This is a genomic window from Paenibacillus sp. FSL H8-0260 (assembly GCF_045040625.1).
Classification (GTDB): domain Bacteria; phylum Bacillota; class Bacilli; order Paenibacillales; family Paenibacillaceae; genus Paenibacillus_AQ; species Paenibacillus_AQ odorifer.
In genome coordinates this window covers 5,379,354-5,397,304 of the sequence record NZ_CP150298.1, presented here as the reverse complement: position 1 = coordinate 5,397,304, position 17,951 = coordinate 5,379,354, and the positions used below count along the sequence as shown (strand labels likewise).

Here is a 17,951-nt window from a genome sequence, read left to right as displayed (position 1 = left end):
AATAGGCTCTAGCCGCGTCAACGTAATTTAATTGCACTTCATACAACTATTTATCAGTATATGGATACTTATTAAGATATAAGCTCAGTTTAACTGTACAATGTGCAACTAAAACCCAAAAAGAAATAAAAAAGCACGAAATAGCTGTATTAAATACAACTATTTCGTGCTTTTGGTATGTTAGTTAGATATTGTGAGTTACTACGATTACTTGTAGATCAAGCTTTTATAGAAACTTGGGTTACATTCACACTTGTGCTGAAGGAACAACCTTCTCCGCGTATTCTATCGTTCCGCCGCCGAGACATTGCTCGCCGAGATAGAAGACAACGGCTTGACCAGGTGTGATCGCTTTTTGTGGAACATCAAAGGCTACATTTATCGTTCCATCTTCACGCGCTGTAAGGGTCACGCCTTGATCTGGCTGGCGATACCGGAATTTGGCGGTGCATTTCAGCGGTTCTTGCCCAAGCGCTTGACCGTCAATCCAGTTAACACCGGAAGCAATCAGGCTAGTGGAGTACAGGTTGTGGTGCTTGTCTCCTTGTACTACATAAAGAATGTTGCGGCTAAGATCTTTTTCAGCTACAAACCACGGTTCGCCGTTGCCAGAGCCACCAATACCAAGGCCTTGGCGTTGGCCTAACGTGTAATACATAAGTCCGTCGTGGCGGCCTTTGATCTCTCCAGTTACTATGTCAACCATATCGCCAGCTTGTGCCGGGAGATATTGGCTGAGGAATTCGCGGAAGTTGCGCTCGCCGATAAAGCAGACGCCTGTGCTATCTTTTTTCTTGGCAGTGTAAAGTCCTGCTTCTTCAGCAATTCTCCGCACTTCAGGTTTCGGCAGATGTCCAATAGGGAACATTGTTTTAGAGAGTTGATGTTGCCCCAGTGCATTCAGGAAATAGGTTTGATCCTTATTGTTGTCTACGCCGCGGAGCAGCTTGTACACACCATCTTCTTCTATAACACGTGCGTAATGTCCAGTTGCGACATAATCGGCACCAAGCTGAAGAGCTTTGTTCAAAAATTCTCCAAACTTAATCTCGCGGTTGCACATGACGTCAGGATTTGGCGTCCGGCCGGCCTTATATTCATCGAGAAAATAAGAAAATACCTTATCAAAGTATTCCTTCTCGAAATTAACGGTATAGTAAGGAATATCAATCTGCTCGCATACGCGGCGAACATCCTCTGCATCGCTTTCGGCCGTACATACTCCGAATTCGTCGGTATCGTCCCAGTTCTTCATGAAGATGCCGATGACGTCATAGCCCTGCTGCTTGAGCAGAAGCGCCGTGACGGAGGAATCGACCCCTCCGGACATGCCGACGACGACACGGGTGTCTTGTTTTGCTTTTGTCATCGTAATCACCATTTCTGTACCCAAAATACCGGTCATTCATGGAACACCCGGCTCAAAATGTATTATAACATACCTGTCTACTCTAAACCTCTGAAATAAGAGACTGGAAACAACAAAATGTCCACCTGGGGTGAACATTCTCGTAAAATGTTTTGTTTTCCATTTCATTTGTGACTTCGGATATGATAACATAAACTGAGAGTAATTATCGGAATACCTTGATATGACAATCAAAAGACTTGCCGAATCAATAGTATACAATAATCAGACATTAAACTGAAAGAGGTGCCCCTTTGAAAATATCAACCAAAGGTCGTTACGGACTAACAATTATGATGGAGCTTGCACTGAAATTTGGTGAAGGACCAACTTCACTTAAGAGTATCGCTGAGAAAAATGGTCTTTCCGAGCATTATCTGGAGCAACTAATTGCTCCTCTGCGCAATGCAGGACTTGTAAAAAGTATTCGTGGAGCATATGGCGGATACATTTTGTCGCGTGAGGCGAATGCTATCACTGCCGGTGATATCATCCGTGTGCTGGAGGGTCCTATCTCTCCTGTAGACTTCACGGAAGAGGACGATGCAGCGAAACGGGATTTATGGTTGCGTATTCGCGACAGTATTGCCGATGTGCTGGATTCCACAACACTTTATGATTTGATTAACTACAAAGAAGAGAGTTTGGCTGACAATTACATGTTTTACATTTAAGATTTGGAAATACATTCCAAAAAAAATAATGTGTCAACCTTAGGCTCCCATTTGGGAGTCTTTTTTTATCTTTTATTATCTGTGATTCTATTTGTTCTTACGTTTATTAAGGAGCGCAATCCAGCAGCAAAAGGCTCCGATGAACGCTGCGAGAATCGGTATCCATTGATTAGTAGTCAAGTTAGCACCTCTACAGTACTTATAATTCTTTCGTCATAAAAACACTATAGGGGTCTTCAATGTAATCTGCAAACGGACTACAGTATTCAAACCCATATTGTTCATATAGTTTTCTAGCCGCTTCGAACCCTTCAGTGGATCCGGTTTCCAAGCTCAGCCGCCGATAGCCTTGTTGCTTAGCTTCTTTAATAATATGGGCAAGCATTTTAGATGCAATGCCCTTTCTAAGATGCTTGGTAGAAGTACGCATGGATTTGATTTCACCATGATGGCTACCCATGTCTTTAAGAGCACCGCAACCTAAGAGTTCGCCCTGCTCCCAGGCACTCCAGAAGGTGATTTCAGGTGTTTTTAATTTATCTAAATTCAACGCATGTACACTCTCTGGGGGAGATTGCTCAAACATGCTCTGAAGATGTTCACTGATCAATGCTATGATTTCGGTTCCGGTTAAGTTATCGATTCTAATCTCCAAATTATTCACTCCCAATGATAAGATTATGGTTTGTTGTATATATCAAGTTTCTTTAGCGGAGTTCGCTATTATATGTTGTAGCAATCGGTCCAAGGCTTTCTGTGTAAGTGGCATAAAGTAATTAAGAATTAATCCGCCTAAACAAATGGTAAGTAGAGTGCCAATCCCAATAGGCCCATTGAAAATAATGGCGGCAAATAAGAAAACAAGATAAATGATTGTTCTAGTAAATAGTATACTAAGCCTAGTTATCGTTTGCAGTACTAATGTTAGCCGGTCCACTGGAATCGGTGCGAAATTTGCGTATAAATAAATGGATGTACCTAATCCAATTGCGATTAAGCCTAAACCATAAAAAGCAATTTTACTGATCCACAGATTAGGCTCGATCAGATTATTAAACAAAAAAAGCCACATATCAATACCTAAGCCTGCTATGAATGCAGTTACCAGCCCTAATAATTCTGGTCTTTGCTTGGATAAACATGAATTACATCCAATCAATAGGCATGCGATCAGCACTTCCCAACTGCCTACTGTAAGACCGACATTTTTGGATAGACCCACTAAAAGTGCATCAAAAGGTGACGCTCCAAGGTCAGAGATTATTGTTAGTGAAACGCCTAGGGTTAAGATGAAAATCCCGCAAGTGAAAATGGAAAACGTAGTTACACTAAACTTCTTCATTCTTTTGAAGCAGAAAGATCTTTAGTCATTAAAAGATGAGGGATGCCATCCTCCATAAATTCAGTAGATGAAGCCCGATAACCAAGTTTCTTATAGAAGCCCTCCGCCTGAGTTTGCCCGTGCAATTTAACCTTTTGATGTCCCTTTTCCACCACGATCTCTTCTAATGCAGAAATGATTTTTTTCCCAATTCCAAATTTACGATAAGGTTCTAGGATGCAAATACGCTCTAACTTACCTATACCATCAAGAACGCGGATCCTTCCTGTGGCAACTGGTTGCCCATCATAATAGGCCAGGACATGTTCACATTCTCCATTCAGTGTATCGAATTCATCAAATTCATCATTAAGGGGAACGCCTTGTTCCTCAACAAATACTTTTTTTCTGATTGAAAATGCAGCTTCAAGTTCCTCGATTAGTGTAATTCTTTTAAGATTCATTCTTGCTTACTCCATTCTGTATTTGTTTTTTTTAGGAAAAACGTCATAATGAATTAACGACAATTATAAGTATATATACAATCAATATTGTTGTAAATACAACATTATTGGAACTGGTAGGTGATTGAATGAAAGAGATCCTTCGTGAAGTTGGAATGATAGCGAGGGCATTAGATTCCATAAGTAATATAGAGTTCAAGGAATTAGAGCTTACAAAGGGGCAGTATTTATATCTGGTCCGGATATATGAGAATCCGGGCATTATTCAAGAAAAGCTGTCGGAAATGATAAAGGTGGACCGAACAACAGCAGCGCGTGCGATTCAGAAGCTTGAAATCCAAGGTTTTATTGAAAAGAAAGACGATGAAACGAACAAAAAAATAAAAAGGTTATTCACAACTGAAAAAGGCAAACAAGCCTACTCTTTTCTGAAGAGAGAAGGGGACCATACCGACTTGGTTGCGTTAGCAGAATTATCTGAAAAAGAAACGGAAGTCTTGTTTCAACTTTTGCAAAGAGTTAGGAAAAATGTTGAGGTTGAGTGGGAATACGTAAAGAAGGGAAATAAAAGAGAGTACTAAAATCAGCAATTGTTATTGAACTAACCCAACACGATTGCATAAAAAAATGCCTTGCTAGTGATATACTGGCAGGGCATTTTAATAAGATGATTCATATATCAACGGAGCCGTGGAACGTACGGAGCGGAGAAAAAAAGAACACCCTAAGGAGTTCTTTGGGGGTAATTATTGTGCTGCGGGGGTATTTCCCATTGCAATAGAAATTCTGTTCCAACTGTTGATTTGATTAATAATCAGCACAAGATCAACATATTGTTTCTCATCGTAATGTTCACGTACTTGTTTATATAGCTCATCCGGAACTCTTTTGGAAGGGATCAGCGTAATATGCTCAGCTAGTTCTAGAGCAACCTTCTCTTCAGGTGTATAAAAAGTACATTCCTCCCAAACATTTAAACAATAAATTCGTTGTTCGGTTTCACCCATTTTACGAGCTTCGGATGTATGCATATCTATGCAGAAAGCACATCCGTTAATTTGAGAAACTCTGATTTTGATAAGTTCTCTTGTAGTCCGATTAATCGTAGATTTTTTGGTGTACATCTCCATATCCATCATGATTTTCATACCCTCAGGTGCAACTTCATTGTAAGCGACTCTTTGACTCATTAGGCAAGACTCCTTAGGCTTTAGTTTAGGAATAGTATAACTTTATTTTAACACTATTATTCTTTATATGCGAACATTTGTACTTATTTTTGTTTATAAGAAGGCAGAAATCACCCGCCGACATATCCTCAAAGCGGAACGGAAATGATATCAATATAATCTTCTACCTGTCTAATTGGCTGTTATTCCACGAGTTTCCCCTTCCTCTTGCCTCACAACTATCGGCTTCCTGGTGAATAAGTTGATAGAAACCAAAAGGAGGAGTGAGGAAATGCCTTATACAACAGGTCTTATTACAAATACAAGAGCAACTGGTACTGCAGCAAGTAATGTAGTAGTCAGTGTTCGTAACACAAGTAATGCGAGTGCAATGATGATCGTCGAAGTTTTTGGTGTTCCATATTCGATGCCAGCTCTTACTCCGCTTTATGTCACAGGGTATTACGTTCCTGCAAAGAGTTCTGATATTAGAGAGTTTTTCATTGGGGGCAATTTGGCTTACGAGGTACAAATTAGTAGTCCTTTTCCTTTGGCAGAAGTAGTTACCTCCGTGTATGGGCTGGACGAGTTCGGAAATCTAGTTACTGATCAGCGAGTGCTTCAATCTGAATTGACGCAGATTACGGCATTATCTATCCCTATATAATAGTAACGTTTAGACCATTAAGCAGCAGTCGCTGAAAGAAATAGGGCGATTGCTGCTTTTTTAGGCGCAATAAAGTATTTTAGGGGCATTCACACAATCATATGAGAGGAATCAAAATATACTGATTTTATACTCCAATGTAGAGAGAGGTAAAAATCATGGCGGATGTAGGAGTAGTTATGCCTGTGTATACCCAAAAGCCGGAGTTTCTGCGGCAAGCTCTGCAGTCTGTTCTACACCAATCTTTTACCAATTTTCGGCTGGTTGTTGTGATCGATGGAGCACCAGATATGGAACCGCTCGTGAGATCCATTATTGTCGAAGATCCGAGGGTAACGGTTATCTCTTACGCACAGAACAGGGGTATAGCACATGCACTGAATACTGGCTTTGATCTTTTGTTTAGTGAGCCCAGTATTCAATATTTGAGTTGGGTTTCCAGCGACAATGTTTATGAACCCCGTTTCCTCGAAATCCTTCGGGGGGCGCTAGTTAGAGGTCCACAGGAGTTAGGCATCGTGTTCAGTTCTTTTCAAAGCATCGATAACGAGGGAAAGTTTCTTCACAACGAACATCAATTGGCTACGCAGCGTAATTATCAGTCACAGCCCAAAGAGAGATTGCTGGATTATTCGCTCATTGGCGTATCTTTTATGTACAAAACACAGATTGCGAAGCTTGTTGGAGCCTATGGAATGGAACCGGTGGAAGATTATGATTACTGGCTGAGACTGGCTGAACATTGTGAGATTCGCTTTATACCGGTGGAACTGGTGAATTATCGTGTGGATTCTACCTTTAGTGTATCTGCCCAGTTACATTCGGTTGAAAATCATCGTAGATGGAGATATGCCTATCATTTGACCCGCCATCAGGCGCGGTTTCGCAGAGGAATTCCGGCGATGATTACCGTTTTATATCCTGTAGTGAATGCTTGTGCGGATGAAATAACGAGGATAGAGAATCTGTACGAACAAACGTATAGCAATTATGAATGCCGGGTGCTGGATTTATCAACTACACGTCAGCCATCAGCTCTATTGGAAACCATACCTCATCCTGCGACAGCGTTCGCTTGGCTGCCTGGGGCTGTGGAGTCACACGCGATTTGCAGTGCTATTGAGCAGCTATCCACCCCATTTACGATAGTTTTAGGTCCAAAGGTTTTTATAGGAGCGCTCGATATTGAGTACATGCTGGAAGCTTTGATTACTACGGGTGGGGATACGATTTCCAACTACTACACGGATGATCATAGCTTGATTGGATTTCGACACAGACATGTCCCCTCGACCAAAAGCCACTATTATAATGAGCTGTTTCGCAGCGCAGATTTGTATGATTTGTTGAAGACCTCTTTTACCTAAAATAATTTGCGAATGAGTGATCATGATGAAGATTTTGTTCACTTTTTATAACCCGAGTGGTGGTATGCAAACTCTGAACCGAGTTCGCTGCCAAGCGTTATATGCTCGCGGTGTAGAGTGCCATTTACTGTATACACACCATGGAAAAGGACAGCAGAATATCCGTAACATTCAAACGCATATTACCAATAGTGATGACGAGATCAGGGCAATGCTTGCTCGTGAAGCATTTGACTTAATTGTAGTGTGTACGGATATTAACTTAGCAGAGCGGATTCGAGGGTTTGGGTATAAAGGGCCGCTTGTTTTTGAAGTGCAGGGTTTAGGTACCTTAGATGAAGCTGAGCAGGTCGTTAATAATTTTACAGAGCGCATTTACAGGCTCACCGATGCACTGCTGTATCCGGAAACAACCCATTTGCAGGCGCTTTTCAAAGGCGGATTTCCAACCATTCCACAATATTGTTTTGATGATCCGATCGATTGCGATCAGTTTGGATATACCAATTATCCCGCGAAAAGTTTCCCTATCCTCAGTTGGGTAGGACGCATTCAAACGAATAAGAATTGGCGGGAATTTCTGCAAATCGGGCAAAGGCTGCTGACGATCCATCCCGAGCTTTATTTATGGATTTTTCAGGATGACACGTTGTTTGATCCAGAGCAAAAAGAAAGCTTTGATCAATTTGTAGCTGAGACAGGGATTTCTTCACGATTAATTTCGTATTCCAATATTCCTCATGAGCAAATGGCAGATTATATGAGCATTATTGGTGATTCGGGAGGTTTGCTCCTTTCCACCTCAATTCTGGAAGGATTTGGATATGCGGTTGCTGAGGCGATGTTGTGCCGTTGTCCTGTACTTACTACAGATTCAGACGGCGTTCGAAGACTCGTCATTAACAATCACACTGGAAAAATATACACGAGAGGGCAGCTGGATGAAGCTGTGAATGCTGCTCTATCCTTAATGGATGATCCGGCACTGCGGGCCAGAATCAGGATGAATGGAGAATGGCATATCCGGACTAACCTGTCCTCCGAGCTGTATGCAGACAGATTTCTACAGATGTATCATCAATTGATGGGACGTAGAATTCAAATTGAGCGGCGCTGGTCTTAACTCTGCGGTTAATCTGCAGGGTTAAGATGTTTTTTCATGGATTAACAACGAGGTCAGAATTAGTGTCAATAAAAGGGTGACAATCATTCCCACCATTTGAATAATATTGTTATAGGGATCAGGGAGAGTGACATAAGAAAAGATAACCTCTTTTAATATAAAGAACAGAATTCTAAATAAACTCAGAAATACTAACCCTGCTACGATCCACTTTTTTAAATGTGTTTTATAAATATGACTTCCTCCTGTCTATATCTCATTGATTAATTCCTTCGTATTATTCCGGACATTTCCCACTGCAGTGGAAACCGGATAGGCTCTCATTTGATGCTGATCATAGGGTTTAAGAAGCTTTATTAACGAAGTTGCGTCCTGATTGCTCCGGCTTAGCCATTCAGGCTCATCCTCAGGCTTCAAAATAACTGGCATACGGTTGTGGATTTCAGCCATAAGTTCATTTGGGGTAGTCGTTATAATCGTGCAGGTACTTAATTTATTACCTTCAGGGTCCATCCAAATATCATACAATCCGGCCATTGAAAAAATACCCCCATCGCGCATCACGATTCGCATGGGTTGTTTGCTGCTGCCCTGTGCCTTCCATTCATAGAAACCATCAGAAGGGATGATGCAGCGGCGGGAGCTTACTAATCGCTTGAAAGAAGGCTTCTCAAGGAGTGACTCTGCCCGGGCATTGATCATTTTACTGCCGATTTTATCATCTTTGGCCCAAGAAGGAACCAGACCCCAGCGCAGTTCCCCAAGTTTATTGCTGGACCCTGTGTTAATGACTGCCGGAATTTGCTGCATGGGTGCTGCGTTATATGTTGGAGCATAGTGGATAATGGTAGAATCATTGGCAAAATATCTGACCATCACCTCTTCCATGGTGACTGTTATTGTATATCGTCCGCACATTTTATACACTTCCCATTCGGTCGTTTTTGAGGCTAGATTTGTTTACAGCTTGTAATCAGCATGTTATGCTCGAAATATTTCTTAGCTTGAACGGCTGTTGAGGGTTGTATCTTATTATAAACGAAGCACAATGAATGAAGAAAGCGGTGCATATAGGTGATTTTGGTAAGCTCTTGTTTAGCTGGCATGAAGGTAAGATATAATGGTACGGATTGTTTGGATGAGAAAATTCAGAAGCTATTGAATGAGAATCAGGCTATTGCTGTGTGTCCGGAATTATTAGGGGGATTCTCTACGCCTAGAGAGCCAGCTGAAATTGTCGGCGGGGATGGTGAGGATGTGCTTGCAGGAACGGCAAAAGTAGTGGACCGGTCGGGAACAGATGTAACAGAACTATATTTAAAAGGGGCCTATATTACACTTGAAAAAGCTCAAGAGGTTTCAGCCACGATGGTAGTCCTCAAGGAAAACAGTCCTTCTTGCGGCAGCACCATGATTTATAACGGAGAGTTCAAAGGGAAGAAGATCGCTGGCAACGGCGTGACTGCGGCTTTACTTAGAAAAAATGGCATAGAAGTTACCTCTGAAGAGAATTGGCTGTCATTATCCTAGCCTATGTAGGGAATTGATTACAATATTGTGTTCTTTAGTTTGTGGAAAACTAACTTCTCGCGCGGTATAATTTAATAGTTCTTAAAAACGAACTATTGTCCTATACCCTAGAAGTGGAGAAATGAATGATGAAAACCATCTATTTGGACCACGCCGCATCAACTCCGGTTCATCCCGAGGTGGCCAAGGTCATGCTGAATATAATGACAGAACAATATGGAAATGCGTCCAGTGTACATCAGTTCGGACGTTCAGCCAAGAAAATATTAAATGGGGCGCGCGATACTATCGCCGCCTTTTTAGGCTGCTCGCCGGAAGAGTGGGTGTTCACTGGCGGCGGAACCGAAAGCGACAATCTAGCCCTCTATGGAGCTGTCGCTGCTGTTGCCCAGAAAGGCAATCATATTATCACCTCTGCGATAGAACATCATGCGGTGCTACATACCTGCGAAGAGCTGGAGAAGGAAGGCTTTAAGGTTACTTATCTTCCTGTGGATTCTACAGGCCGAGTATCCGTTGCAGACGTAGAAGCAGCGGTGCAGGAAGACACGGTGCTAATCAGTGTAATGTATGCCAATAATGAGGTAGGAACCGTTCAGCCGATTCAGGAAATTGGCCAGCTTGCCAGAGAGCGGGGAATTCTGTTCCATGTTGATGCTGTACAAGCTCTTGGTGCCTTACCGATCACACTGCGGGAGCTTCCGGTAGATTACATGAGCTTTACAGCTCACAAAATCAATGGACCTGGGGGGATCGGTGGCCTTTATGTGCGGAGTGGAGCACCGCTGCATCCAAGACTCCACGGTGGCCTTCAGGAGCGCGGCAGACGAGCCGGAACAGAAAATCTAGCAGGTACTGCTGGATTTGCCAAGGCTGTTGAGATAGCAGTTACAGGTCTATCAGAACGTCGACAAAAAGTGCAGCTCCTGCGCAATAGACTACTTGAAGAGCTGGATACGCTGATTGGCCGGGAAAGTTATTCGATTAACGGCAATACCGAGCATTTTTTGCCAAGTATACTGAATTTGAGCTTCCCGGGAGCTAGAACAGATGTTATGCTGATGAACCTGGATATGGACGGGATTGCGGCGGCAAGCGGTTCAGCCTGCACGTCAGGATCACTGGAAATATCCCATGTTCTGAGAGCAATGGAGCTTCCAGAAAATATTTTAGGGTCCGCGATTCGATTTAGCATGGGTTTGGGTAATACTACTGAAGAAATTGAGTACGTTGCTCGAAAAGTTGAAACCATTCTGAATCGGCTGCGTATCAGAGACTAGTTACTTCTAGGCTATGATAGGTATCCCGATCATTCGGGCTTTCACTTTTTGAGAACTCGTAATTACACTCAAAGTGAGGAGACCGAGCAGCCATGAAACTTCAAGATCTGATCGGCTTGGCTGTATATGAAGTTGAAGAGGGTAACGCAATCGGCAAAATTGTCGATATTTTGCTCGATTCAAACTGGAATATTACGGGTATTGAACTGGAAAGCAAATCTTTTTTTGGTGGCCATGTGAAATTTGTGGCATGGGAAGATATTGTGGCCTACGGCGAGGATGCTGTCATGATTCGCAGTAAAGAGTCGATTGATAAGATAGATGCCGATCATATACCTTGTACTTTTCTACTTGGAAAGAACAAACTTAAGGATTTAAAAGTGCTAACTACAACTGGAACTATACTCGGACGAATATCTGATGTTTATTTTGACCAAAAGTTGGGAAACACAATAGGAGCGCTGGAAATTAGTGACGGGCTTGTCACTGATTTGATCGAAGGCCGCAAATGGCTGCCTTGTTCTGACGAGATGTCCATTGGTGAGAATGCATTAATGGTTCCTGCGATGAGCGAAGAACGGCTACAAAAAGCCATTAATATTGTTAACGGATAGGTGGAATGTATTATATGAAGTGTCCAAACTGCAACTCTAAAGATATCGGAAAGATCGGTTCCCACCAGTTTTATTGCTGGGGCTGTTTCATCGAATTGACGGTAAATGGCGAGAAAATGTCGGTTTATCAAGTTGAAGAAGACGGCACACTAAGCTCACTGGACGACCTGTTCTCCGGGGATGATATGACTCAGGATTTCCCGCAAATTCATGCGTCGTCTTAACTATGAATCTTGCTTTGTAAGCAAGACTGCTCTATGTACTTAAGCGTCAATTTCCTTTCAGCTGAAATCAGTTGCAAGGTTATTGACGCTTTTTTGTGTGTTTGATGGTTATTTTGCTGCGGCCATACATATACTTATTTACGAAGCTAGTCCAGGCTCTACCGCAGGAGGGTACTCTCATGGAACAATGGTCCCAAAGTAAATGGTTCCGCTGGATGATCGGAGTGCTGCTATCCCTGATCATTTTGTATTTTGTTTGGTTGCTTCGCCCGATGCTGCAGGGGATTTTTGTATTCTTAAAGGCAATCCTTGCTCCATTTTTGGCAGCTATGATTATTTCCTATGTGCTGAATCCCGTGGTTAGTATGCTGGCCGGACGGAAGATGCCGCGTAGCGTAGCTGTTCTACTTATATATGCAGTGTTTCTAACAGCGATTACCGTGATCGCCATCAACCTTATCCCGATGTTTATTGAGCAGCTTGAAGAGTTAAATGAACACCTGCCTGAGATCACACTGCAAGCCCAAGGCCTGATGAGCCATATGAATACAAGGCTAATACCACCTGGGGTTGAAATGGGGATGAACAACTGGTTTTTTCAACTGGAGAATCGTCTGGCCGAAGGGATTTCGCATTTTCTCGATAACATAGGGACAACGATTAATTTGCTGTTCAATGCTTTTATCGTGCCGTTTCTGGTGTTCTATATTCTGAAGGATTTTGATGTATTTGAACGGACGGTGGTCTCTTGTCTGCCCCGCGCACGCCGCAAGTCTATTGTTACTTTGTTAAAAGATATTGATGCCGCGCTCGGCAATTATATTCGCGGACAATTTCTGGTCTGCATCATTATAGGTGTGCTCGCCTATATCGGCTATGCTATCGTCGGAATGCCTTATGCCTTACTGTTCGCCAGTGTGGTGGCAGTATTTAATATTGTTCCGTATATGGGTCCTTTTCTAGGGGCTGCACCTGCTATTGTGATGGCTTCGACCGTCTCTTTTCGATTAGTTCTACTGGTTGCTGTGGTAAACACTTTATGCCAAATTGTGGAGAGCAATATTATTTCTCCACAGGTAGTAGGCAGGACGCTACATTTGCATCCGCTGCTTATTATCTTTGCATTGCTGGTAGGTGGTGAGCTGGCAGGGATGATTGGACTGATCCTTGCTGTACCGTTCTTTGCAGCTGCAAAAGTCGTTATTCAACACTTTATGGCGTTTTTAATCAAACGAAAGCCTGTATAAAGGGATAATCATTGACTATTGATAACAGTTTTGTATATAATGTTGGGGAATATTACTGATGACTCAGTATATAGTTGTTCGATGATGAGGAGTATTAATTCTATACCGTTATTGCAGAGAGCCGGCACTAAGGTGCGAGTCGGTTAACGGAACAGAGTGAACTCACCTCGGAGTAACGGTGCAAGTTTACAGGATATCCATAAGAGATAATGGATGTCATGAATGAACCGCCGTCGCCTCACCCCCGCTAAAGGGTGCAAAGTGAGTGGCAGAATAAAGTATATTCAGCCGCTAACTAGGGTGGTACCACGGGAATTATAACCTCTCGTCCCTAGCGATAATACGCTAGGGATGGGAGGTTTTTTTGTAAATATAAGAGAGTATACGTTTCACGCAATACTTCATGTCTTATATTTCCCGCATAAATGCTTACTGTCCTTATAAAGACAACGAGGGCGTATATGCTTGGTTAAGAAATAAGAAATCTAAGAAGTAACACTCCAAGGAGGAGCAGACAATGAGCGACAATCAAACAAATAGCATACCCGCTACTGGATACCGGGCGCAGGCTATTGAGCCGAAATGGCAAAAATTCTGGGATGAGAACAAAAGCTTTAAGACAGGAGAAGATCCTGAAAAACCCAATTTTTATGCACTGGATATGTTTCCGTATCCGTCAGGTGCAGGACTGCACGTAGGTCATCCAGAAGGTTACACAGCGACGGATATCGTTTCTCGCTACAAACGGATGCGCGGTTTCAACGTTTTGCATCCGATGGGCTGGGATGCTTTTGGACTTCCGGCAGAGCAGTATGCGATGGATACCGGCCAGCATCCACGTGATTTTACCGATAAGAACATCGATAATTTCCGCCGTCAGATCAAATCGCTGGGTTTCTCCTACGATTGGGACCGCGAGATCAGTACGACAGATCCGGATTATTATAAATGGACACAATGGATTTTTATCCAGTTGTATAACAAAGGCCTGGCTTATGTAGCAGAAGTACCTGTTAACTGGTGTGAGGCACTGGGTACGGTACTTGCCAACGAAGAGGTTATCGATGGTAAAAGTGAGCGCGGAGGTCACCCTGTCGTGCGCAAACCGATGCGTCAATGGATTCTGAGAATTACAGAGTACGCTGAGCGTTTGCTGGAGGATCTGGAAGAGCTGGATTGGTCCGAAAGCATCAAGGATATGCAGCGCAACTGGATCGGGAAATCAACAGGTGCAGAAGTGAACTTTAACATTGAAGGTCACGAAGCTAACCTGACCGTGTTTACTACACGTCCAGATACACTGTTCGGGGCAAGTTACTGCGTATTGGCACCAGAGCATGAGCTTGTTGATGTGATTACAACTGAAGCACAGCGTGCTGCTGTGGCAGAATATCGTGAAAAAGCTTCTCGTAAGAGCGATCTGGAGCGTACGGATTTGGCGAAAGAGAAGAGCGGTGTCTTCACAGGCGCATATGCAATTAATCCTGTGAATGGTGCGAAGGTGCCAATCTGGATTGCAGATTATGTGCTTGCTGGTTACGGAACGGGAGCAATTATGGCAGTTCCGGGTCACGATACTCGCGACTGGGAATTTGCTAAACAATTCGGTCTGAATATCGTGGAAGTCGTTCAAGGCGGTAACGTTGAAGAAGAGGTTTATTCCGGAGATGGTCCGCATGTCAATTCTGATTTCCTGAATGGACTCAAGAATGAAGAAGCGATTGCTAAGATGATTGCTTGGTTGGAAGAGAAGGGCGTAGGTAAAGGCAAAGTAACCTATCGTCTGCGTGACTGGCTGTTCAGCCGTCAACGCTACTGGGGAGAGCCCATTCCAATTCTGCATTTGGAAGACGGCACAATGAAGACTGTTCCGGTTGATCAGCTGCCGCTGGTACTGCCAGATGTAGAGGCAATCAAACCTTCGGGTACAGGGGAATCTCCACTTGCTAATGTAACAGAGTGGGTGGAAACTATCGATCCTGAGACTGGCATGAAGGCTCGCCGCGAGACGAACACCATGCCGCAATGGGCGGGCAGCTGCTGGTATTACCTGCGTTATATTGATCCGAAAAACGATCAAGAGCTTTGCTCCCCTGAGAAGCAAAAAGCATGGCTTCCAGTAGATCTGTATATTGGTGGAGCGGAACATGCCGTGCTTCACTTGCTCTATGCACGTTTCTGGCACAAGGTGCTTTATGATCTCGGCGTAGTTGAAACAAAAGAACCTTTCCATAAGCTGGTTAACCAAGGTATGATTCTTGGAAATAATAATGAAAAAATGAGTAAATCACGCGGAAATGTCATCAACCCTGATGAGATTGTGGAAGCATTTGGTGCAGATACGCTGCGTGTGTATGAAATGTTTATGGGCCCTCTGGAAGCAACCAAACCTTGGAATGAAAAGGGTGTAGAAGGAGTTCACCGTTTCTTGTCCCGTGTATGGCGCCTGTTCGTGAGTGAAGATGGTAAGCTGAGCACCAAAATCACAGCAGACGGTGGCACTGACGAGTTCAAACGCACTTGGCACAAGACCATTAAGAAGGTCACTGATGATTTCGAGCATCTGCGTTTCAATACCTCAATTAGCCAATTGATGATTTTTATTAACGATGCTTATAAGCAAGAAACTTTGTCCCAAGAAGCTGCTGAACACTTCGTACAAATGTTGTCACCACTGGCGCCTCACATCGCTGAAGAGCTGTGGCAGCTGCTCGGTCACGAAGGAAGTATCAGCTACGTGGCTTGGCCAACGTATGATGAAGCATGGACGGTGGATGCTGAGGTTGAAATCGTTATTCAGGTAAATGGTAAAATCGTACAACGCGCGTTGATCCCTCAGGATATGGGTCAAGAAGAGATGCAAGCTCATGCGTTGTCACTCCCGAATGTGAGTGCAGCAGTAGAAGGTAAAACCGTACGCAAGATCATTGCGGTTCCTGGCAAGCTTGTAAATATCGTAGTGGGTTAAGCGAAGAACGCAATATTGCCCGCAGCAACGGAGAATTCCGTGCTGCGGGTTTTATTGTTTTCTAACGGTCTACGGGACTTTGAATAATACCGTCATGCCCAAATAACGCATCCAGCTTGGTAACATCCTCATCGTATTTATCATGGGTAGTCATGATGAGACGTTCGAATACGCCCTCAAGGCTAATGCGAAGATGGTTCAGTGCCTCTGCGGTAATCCCACCACGGACAGCTACACGTTCTTGAAGCTCTTGCGGGGTGAATTCTCCTTCTGTTAGCAGCTTGCCTGTTCCAAGCAGCATTTCACCTGCAAGCCGGCTGATTAACGTCTCTTCAATCCCGGTAACTTCCACCGCAGCTTCAATCCAGCGTTCAATGAAATAGCTCAAGAACGCAGGTCCGCAGCTGGAGAAATCAGAAGCGATTCGGGTATGGGCCTCTTGAATTTCCAAAGGAACACCTATGAAAGACAACAGCTGCAGCAGCACGAGCCTGTCTTCTTTATTAAGCCTGCTGCCAAATATGCACAGTGATGTCCCACTTTTGACACAGTGTGTAATGCTGGGGATGATCTTGGCTATTTTGGACGGCAAAGCGGATTCCAGATGTTGCAATTGAACGGGACTTGTAATGGATACGACGATTTGATCGCTGCGGAGATAAGGGCCGATCTCATCTGTTAAGGTTTTGAATTCCAGCGGTTTTACACATAAAAAAACAATGTCACTTCCAGTCGCTGTTTCACTATTGCTTCCGCATAAGTTTATGCCGGGATGACGATCTTCTAGCTCCAGCAGTTTATTCAGACTGCGGTTGCTGGCGAGTACATCGCACGGATTCAGGGCTCCGGAAGAAAGAAAGGCGTCAATCAGCAGGCTGCCCATGCTGCCTGTTCCGATAAATCCAACTTTCACCTGTGGTTCCTCCTTTCTAGCGTTGCTTATTTACTAACTGACATGAATGCTCTTCGTTATATGTATGCAGGATAGACTTGGACAGATGACAGGTTTTGTATGAATTATTAAAGGAGTTTCCAGCCGCAGGAATGTATGAAGATTCACAAAAAGGCATAAGAAGAATTTTTGTGAGGAGGAAAGTAATATGAATAAAGGAAGTATCGTACTCGGAGTGGCTGCTGCTGTAATAGGAAGTGGGCTTTTATGGGCGGCAGGGAGCAAGGGCGATTCCGGGATTGCCGGGTGGGAGACTTTGAATGTTGGTATGGAGCAAGCGGTTGGAATCGCTGAGTCTGGTTCCGCTCCAGCTGCTGGGGGCAGTGAGGGAGGTCATCAGACGAAGGGAAATAAGCTACATTTAGAGAAAGATGCAGGGCAGGCTGAAGCTGCTGGGAATGCTGAAAAAGGTGAGAAGGTTAAGGAGGCAGCGCAAGCAGAACAAGCTGACCAAACTTCGGCAGCTGAAAAAGCTTCGACAGCAGTTGCGGGGGAGAGAGCAGAAGGAGCGGGCCAAACGCCAATGGCAGAAGGCCAAGCACCAGCAGGGGCAGAAGTTCAAACGCCAAACATTGCAGGGAAGCAAACGCCGGCAGGGGATAAAGTTGTTGCGGCTAAGGAGACGACTGAGCTTTCCATATCAGCAGCTTCACAGGAAGGTAAAGTAAATGTGAATACTGCGGGTGTTAAGGAGCTGATGGATCTTCCGGGCATCGGAGAAAAGAAGGCTCAGGCAATTATGGATTACCGCAACCGTGCAGGGACCTTTCGCAGCCTGTCTGATCTGGGGAAGGTAAAGGGGATAGGACCTAAAATGCTGGAGAAGTTAAAAGCTTTAGTAATATTTTGAAGATAAATAAGAAATGAAGATCGTTGGAAGTGCCACAACCGTTGTCCTAGTGAAAACTTGCGGGGATGTGCTACAATAGTTAACAACTATTTA

General features: G+C 43.7%; 19 protein-coding genes. 12 read left to right on the top strand and 7 right to left on the bottom strand.

The genetic code is table 11. The features are described from left to right. Positions 1-247 precede the first annotated feature (247 nt). On the bottom strand, positions 248-1,369 hold the full coding sequence (gene mnmA / locus MHI51_RS24035; protein ID WP_405174073.1) for a tRNA 2-thiouridine(34) synthase MnmA: 1,122 nt from the start codon (positions 1,367-1,369) through the stop codon (positions 248-250). 293 nt (positions 1,370-1,662) lie between these two features. Between mnmA and cymR the strand changes: the two genes are divergently transcribed. After that, positions 1,663-2,082, top strand: a complete 420-nt coding sequence (gene cymR / locus MHI51_RS24030; protein WP_036677599.1) for a cysteine metabolism transcriptional regulator CymR — start codon at positions 1,663-1,665, stop codon at positions 2,080-2,082. A gap of 199 nt (positions 2,083-2,281) precedes the next feature. On the opposite strand, the gene MHI51_RS24025 is transcribed toward cymR, so the two are convergent. The 3 genes from MHI51_RS24025 to MHI51_RS24015 are packed head-to-tail and all read right to left on the bottom strand — an operon-like array spanning position 2,282 to position 3,867. Continuing rightward, positions 2,282-2,737: a GNAT family N-acetyltransferase gene (locus MHI51_RS24025; protein ID WP_076179368.1), complete on the bottom strand. Its 456-nt coding sequence runs from the start codon at positions 2,735-2,737 to the stop codon at positions 2,282-2,284. Positions 2,738-2,779: 42 nt separating this feature from the next. After that, a complete protein-coding gene (locus MHI51_RS24020; RefSeq protein ID WP_341003626.1) occupies positions 2,780-3,424 on the bottom strand; it encodes a YitT family protein in 645 nt (214 codons plus the stop codon). Then, on the bottom strand, positions 3,421-3,867 hold the full coding sequence (locus tag MHI51_RS24015) for a GNAT family N-acetyltransferase (protein ID WP_076129675.1): 447 nt from the start codon (positions 3,865-3,867) through the stop codon (positions 3,421-3,423). The genes MHI51_RS24020 and MHI51_RS24015 overlap by 4 nt, the downstream gene beginning before the upstream one ends. A gap of 128 nt (positions 3,868-3,995) precedes the next feature. Between MHI51_RS24015 and MHI51_RS24010 the strand changes: the two genes are divergently transcribed. Further along, on the top strand, positions 3,996-4,448 hold the full coding sequence (locus MHI51_RS24010) for a MarR family winged helix-turn-helix transcriptional regulator (protein WP_076218488.1): 453 nt from the start codon (positions 3,996-3,998) through the stop codon (positions 4,446-4,448). 165 nt (positions 4,449-4,613) lie between these two features. Here the strand turns inward: MHI51_RS24010 and MHI51_RS24005 are convergent, their stop codons facing one another. Then, positions 4,614-5,057, bottom strand: coding sequence for a carboxymuconolactone decarboxylase family protein (locus MHI51_RS24005; protein ID WP_076179371.1), 444 nt, complete (start codon positions 5,055-5,057; stop codon positions 4,614-4,616). A gap of 271 nt (positions 5,058-5,328) precedes the next feature. On the opposite strand from MHI51_RS24005, the gene MHI51_RS24000 reads away from it, so the two are divergent. The 3 genes from MHI51_RS24000 (at position 5,329) to MHI51_RS23990 (ending at position 8,193) form a co-directional block, all read left to right on the top strand. Further along, the gene (locus MHI51_RS24000; protein ID WP_076129677.1) at positions 5,329-5,703 is read left to right on the top strand and encodes a hypothetical protein; all 375 of its coding nucleotides are present in this window, start codon (positions 5,329-5,331) and stop codon (positions 5,701-5,703) included. Positions 5,704-5,861: 158 nt separating this feature from the next. Further along, entirely contained in the window at positions 5,862-7,070 is a 1,209-nt protein-coding gene (locus MHI51_RS23995; protein ID WP_076185497.1) for a glycosyltransferase, read from the top strand. A 22-nt stretch (positions 7,071-7,092) separates the two neighbouring features. Then, positions 7,093-8,193: a glycosyltransferase family 4 protein gene (locus MHI51_RS23990; protein WP_256721839.1), complete on the top strand. Its 1,101-nt coding sequence runs from the start codon at positions 7,093-7,095 to the stop codon at positions 8,191-8,193. A gap of 249 nt (positions 8,194-8,442) precedes the next feature. On the opposite strand, the gene MHI51_RS23985 is transcribed toward MHI51_RS23990, so the two are convergent. Beyond that, positions 8,443-9,111, bottom strand: coding sequence for an SOS response-associated peptidase (locus MHI51_RS23985; protein WP_405173305.1), 669 nt, complete (start codon positions 9,109-9,111; stop codon positions 8,443-8,445). A 156-nt stretch (positions 9,112-9,267) separates the two neighbouring features. Between MHI51_RS23985 and MHI51_RS23980 the strand changes: the two genes are divergently transcribed. The 6 genes from MHI51_RS23980 to leuS all read left to right on the top strand — a co-directional run bounded on the left by MHI51_RS23980 (position 9,268) and on the right by leuS (position 16,056). Next, positions 9,268-9,723 carry a DUF523 domain-containing protein gene (locus tag MHI51_RS23980; RefSeq protein WP_076129681.1) on the top strand — a complete coding sequence of 152 codons (456 nt, stop codon included), beginning with the start codon at positions 9,268-9,270 and terminating at the stop codon, positions 9,721-9,723. Between the two features lie 128 nt (positions 9,724-9,851). Beyond that, complete coding sequence (locus tag MHI51_RS23975) at positions 9,852-11,003, top strand: cysteine desulfurase family protein (protein WP_076129682.1); 1,152 nt, start codon at positions 9,852-9,854, stop codon at positions 11,001-11,003. 92 nt (positions 11,004-11,095) lie between these two features. Continuing rightward, positions 11,096-11,617 (top strand): PRC-barrel domain-containing protein, encoded by a 522-nt coding sequence (locus MHI51_RS23970; protein WP_036677560.1) that lies wholly within the window; start codon positions 11,096-11,098, stop codon positions 11,615-11,617. Positions 11,618-11,631: 14 nt separating this feature from the next. Then, positions 11,632-11,841, top strand: a complete 210-nt coding sequence (locus tag MHI51_RS23965; protein WP_036677557.1) for a hypothetical protein — start codon at positions 11,632-11,634, stop codon at positions 11,839-11,841. 179 nt (positions 11,842-12,020) lie between these two features. Continuing rightward, positions 12,021-13,088 (top strand): AI-2E family transporter, encoded by a 1,068-nt coding sequence (locus MHI51_RS23960; RefSeq protein WP_036677553.1) that lies wholly within the window; start codon positions 12,021-12,023, stop codon positions 13,086-13,088. 517 nt (positions 13,089-13,605) lie between these two features. Then, on the top strand, positions 13,606-16,056 hold the full coding sequence (gene leuS / locus MHI51_RS23955) for a leucine--tRNA ligase (RefSeq protein ID WP_076277227.1): 2,451 nt from the start codon (positions 13,606-13,608) through the stop codon (positions 16,054-16,056). 61 nt (positions 16,057-16,117) lie between these two features. Here leuS and comER read toward each other — a convergent pair whose 3' ends face one another. Then, positions 16,118-16,969 carry a late competence protein ComER gene (gene comER, locus MHI51_RS23950; protein WP_036677548.1) on the bottom strand — a complete coding sequence of 284 codons (852 nt, stop codon included), beginning with the start codon at positions 16,967-16,969 and terminating at the stop codon, positions 16,118-16,120. Between the two features lie 187 nt (positions 16,970-17,156). On the opposite strand from comER, the gene MHI51_RS23945 reads away from it, so the two are divergent. Continuing rightward, entirely contained in the window at positions 17,157-17,858 is a 702-nt protein-coding gene (locus MHI51_RS23945) for a ComEA family DNA-binding protein (RefSeq protein WP_076277228.1), read from the top strand. The last annotated feature ends 93 nt before the right edge of the window (positions 17,859-17,951 follow it).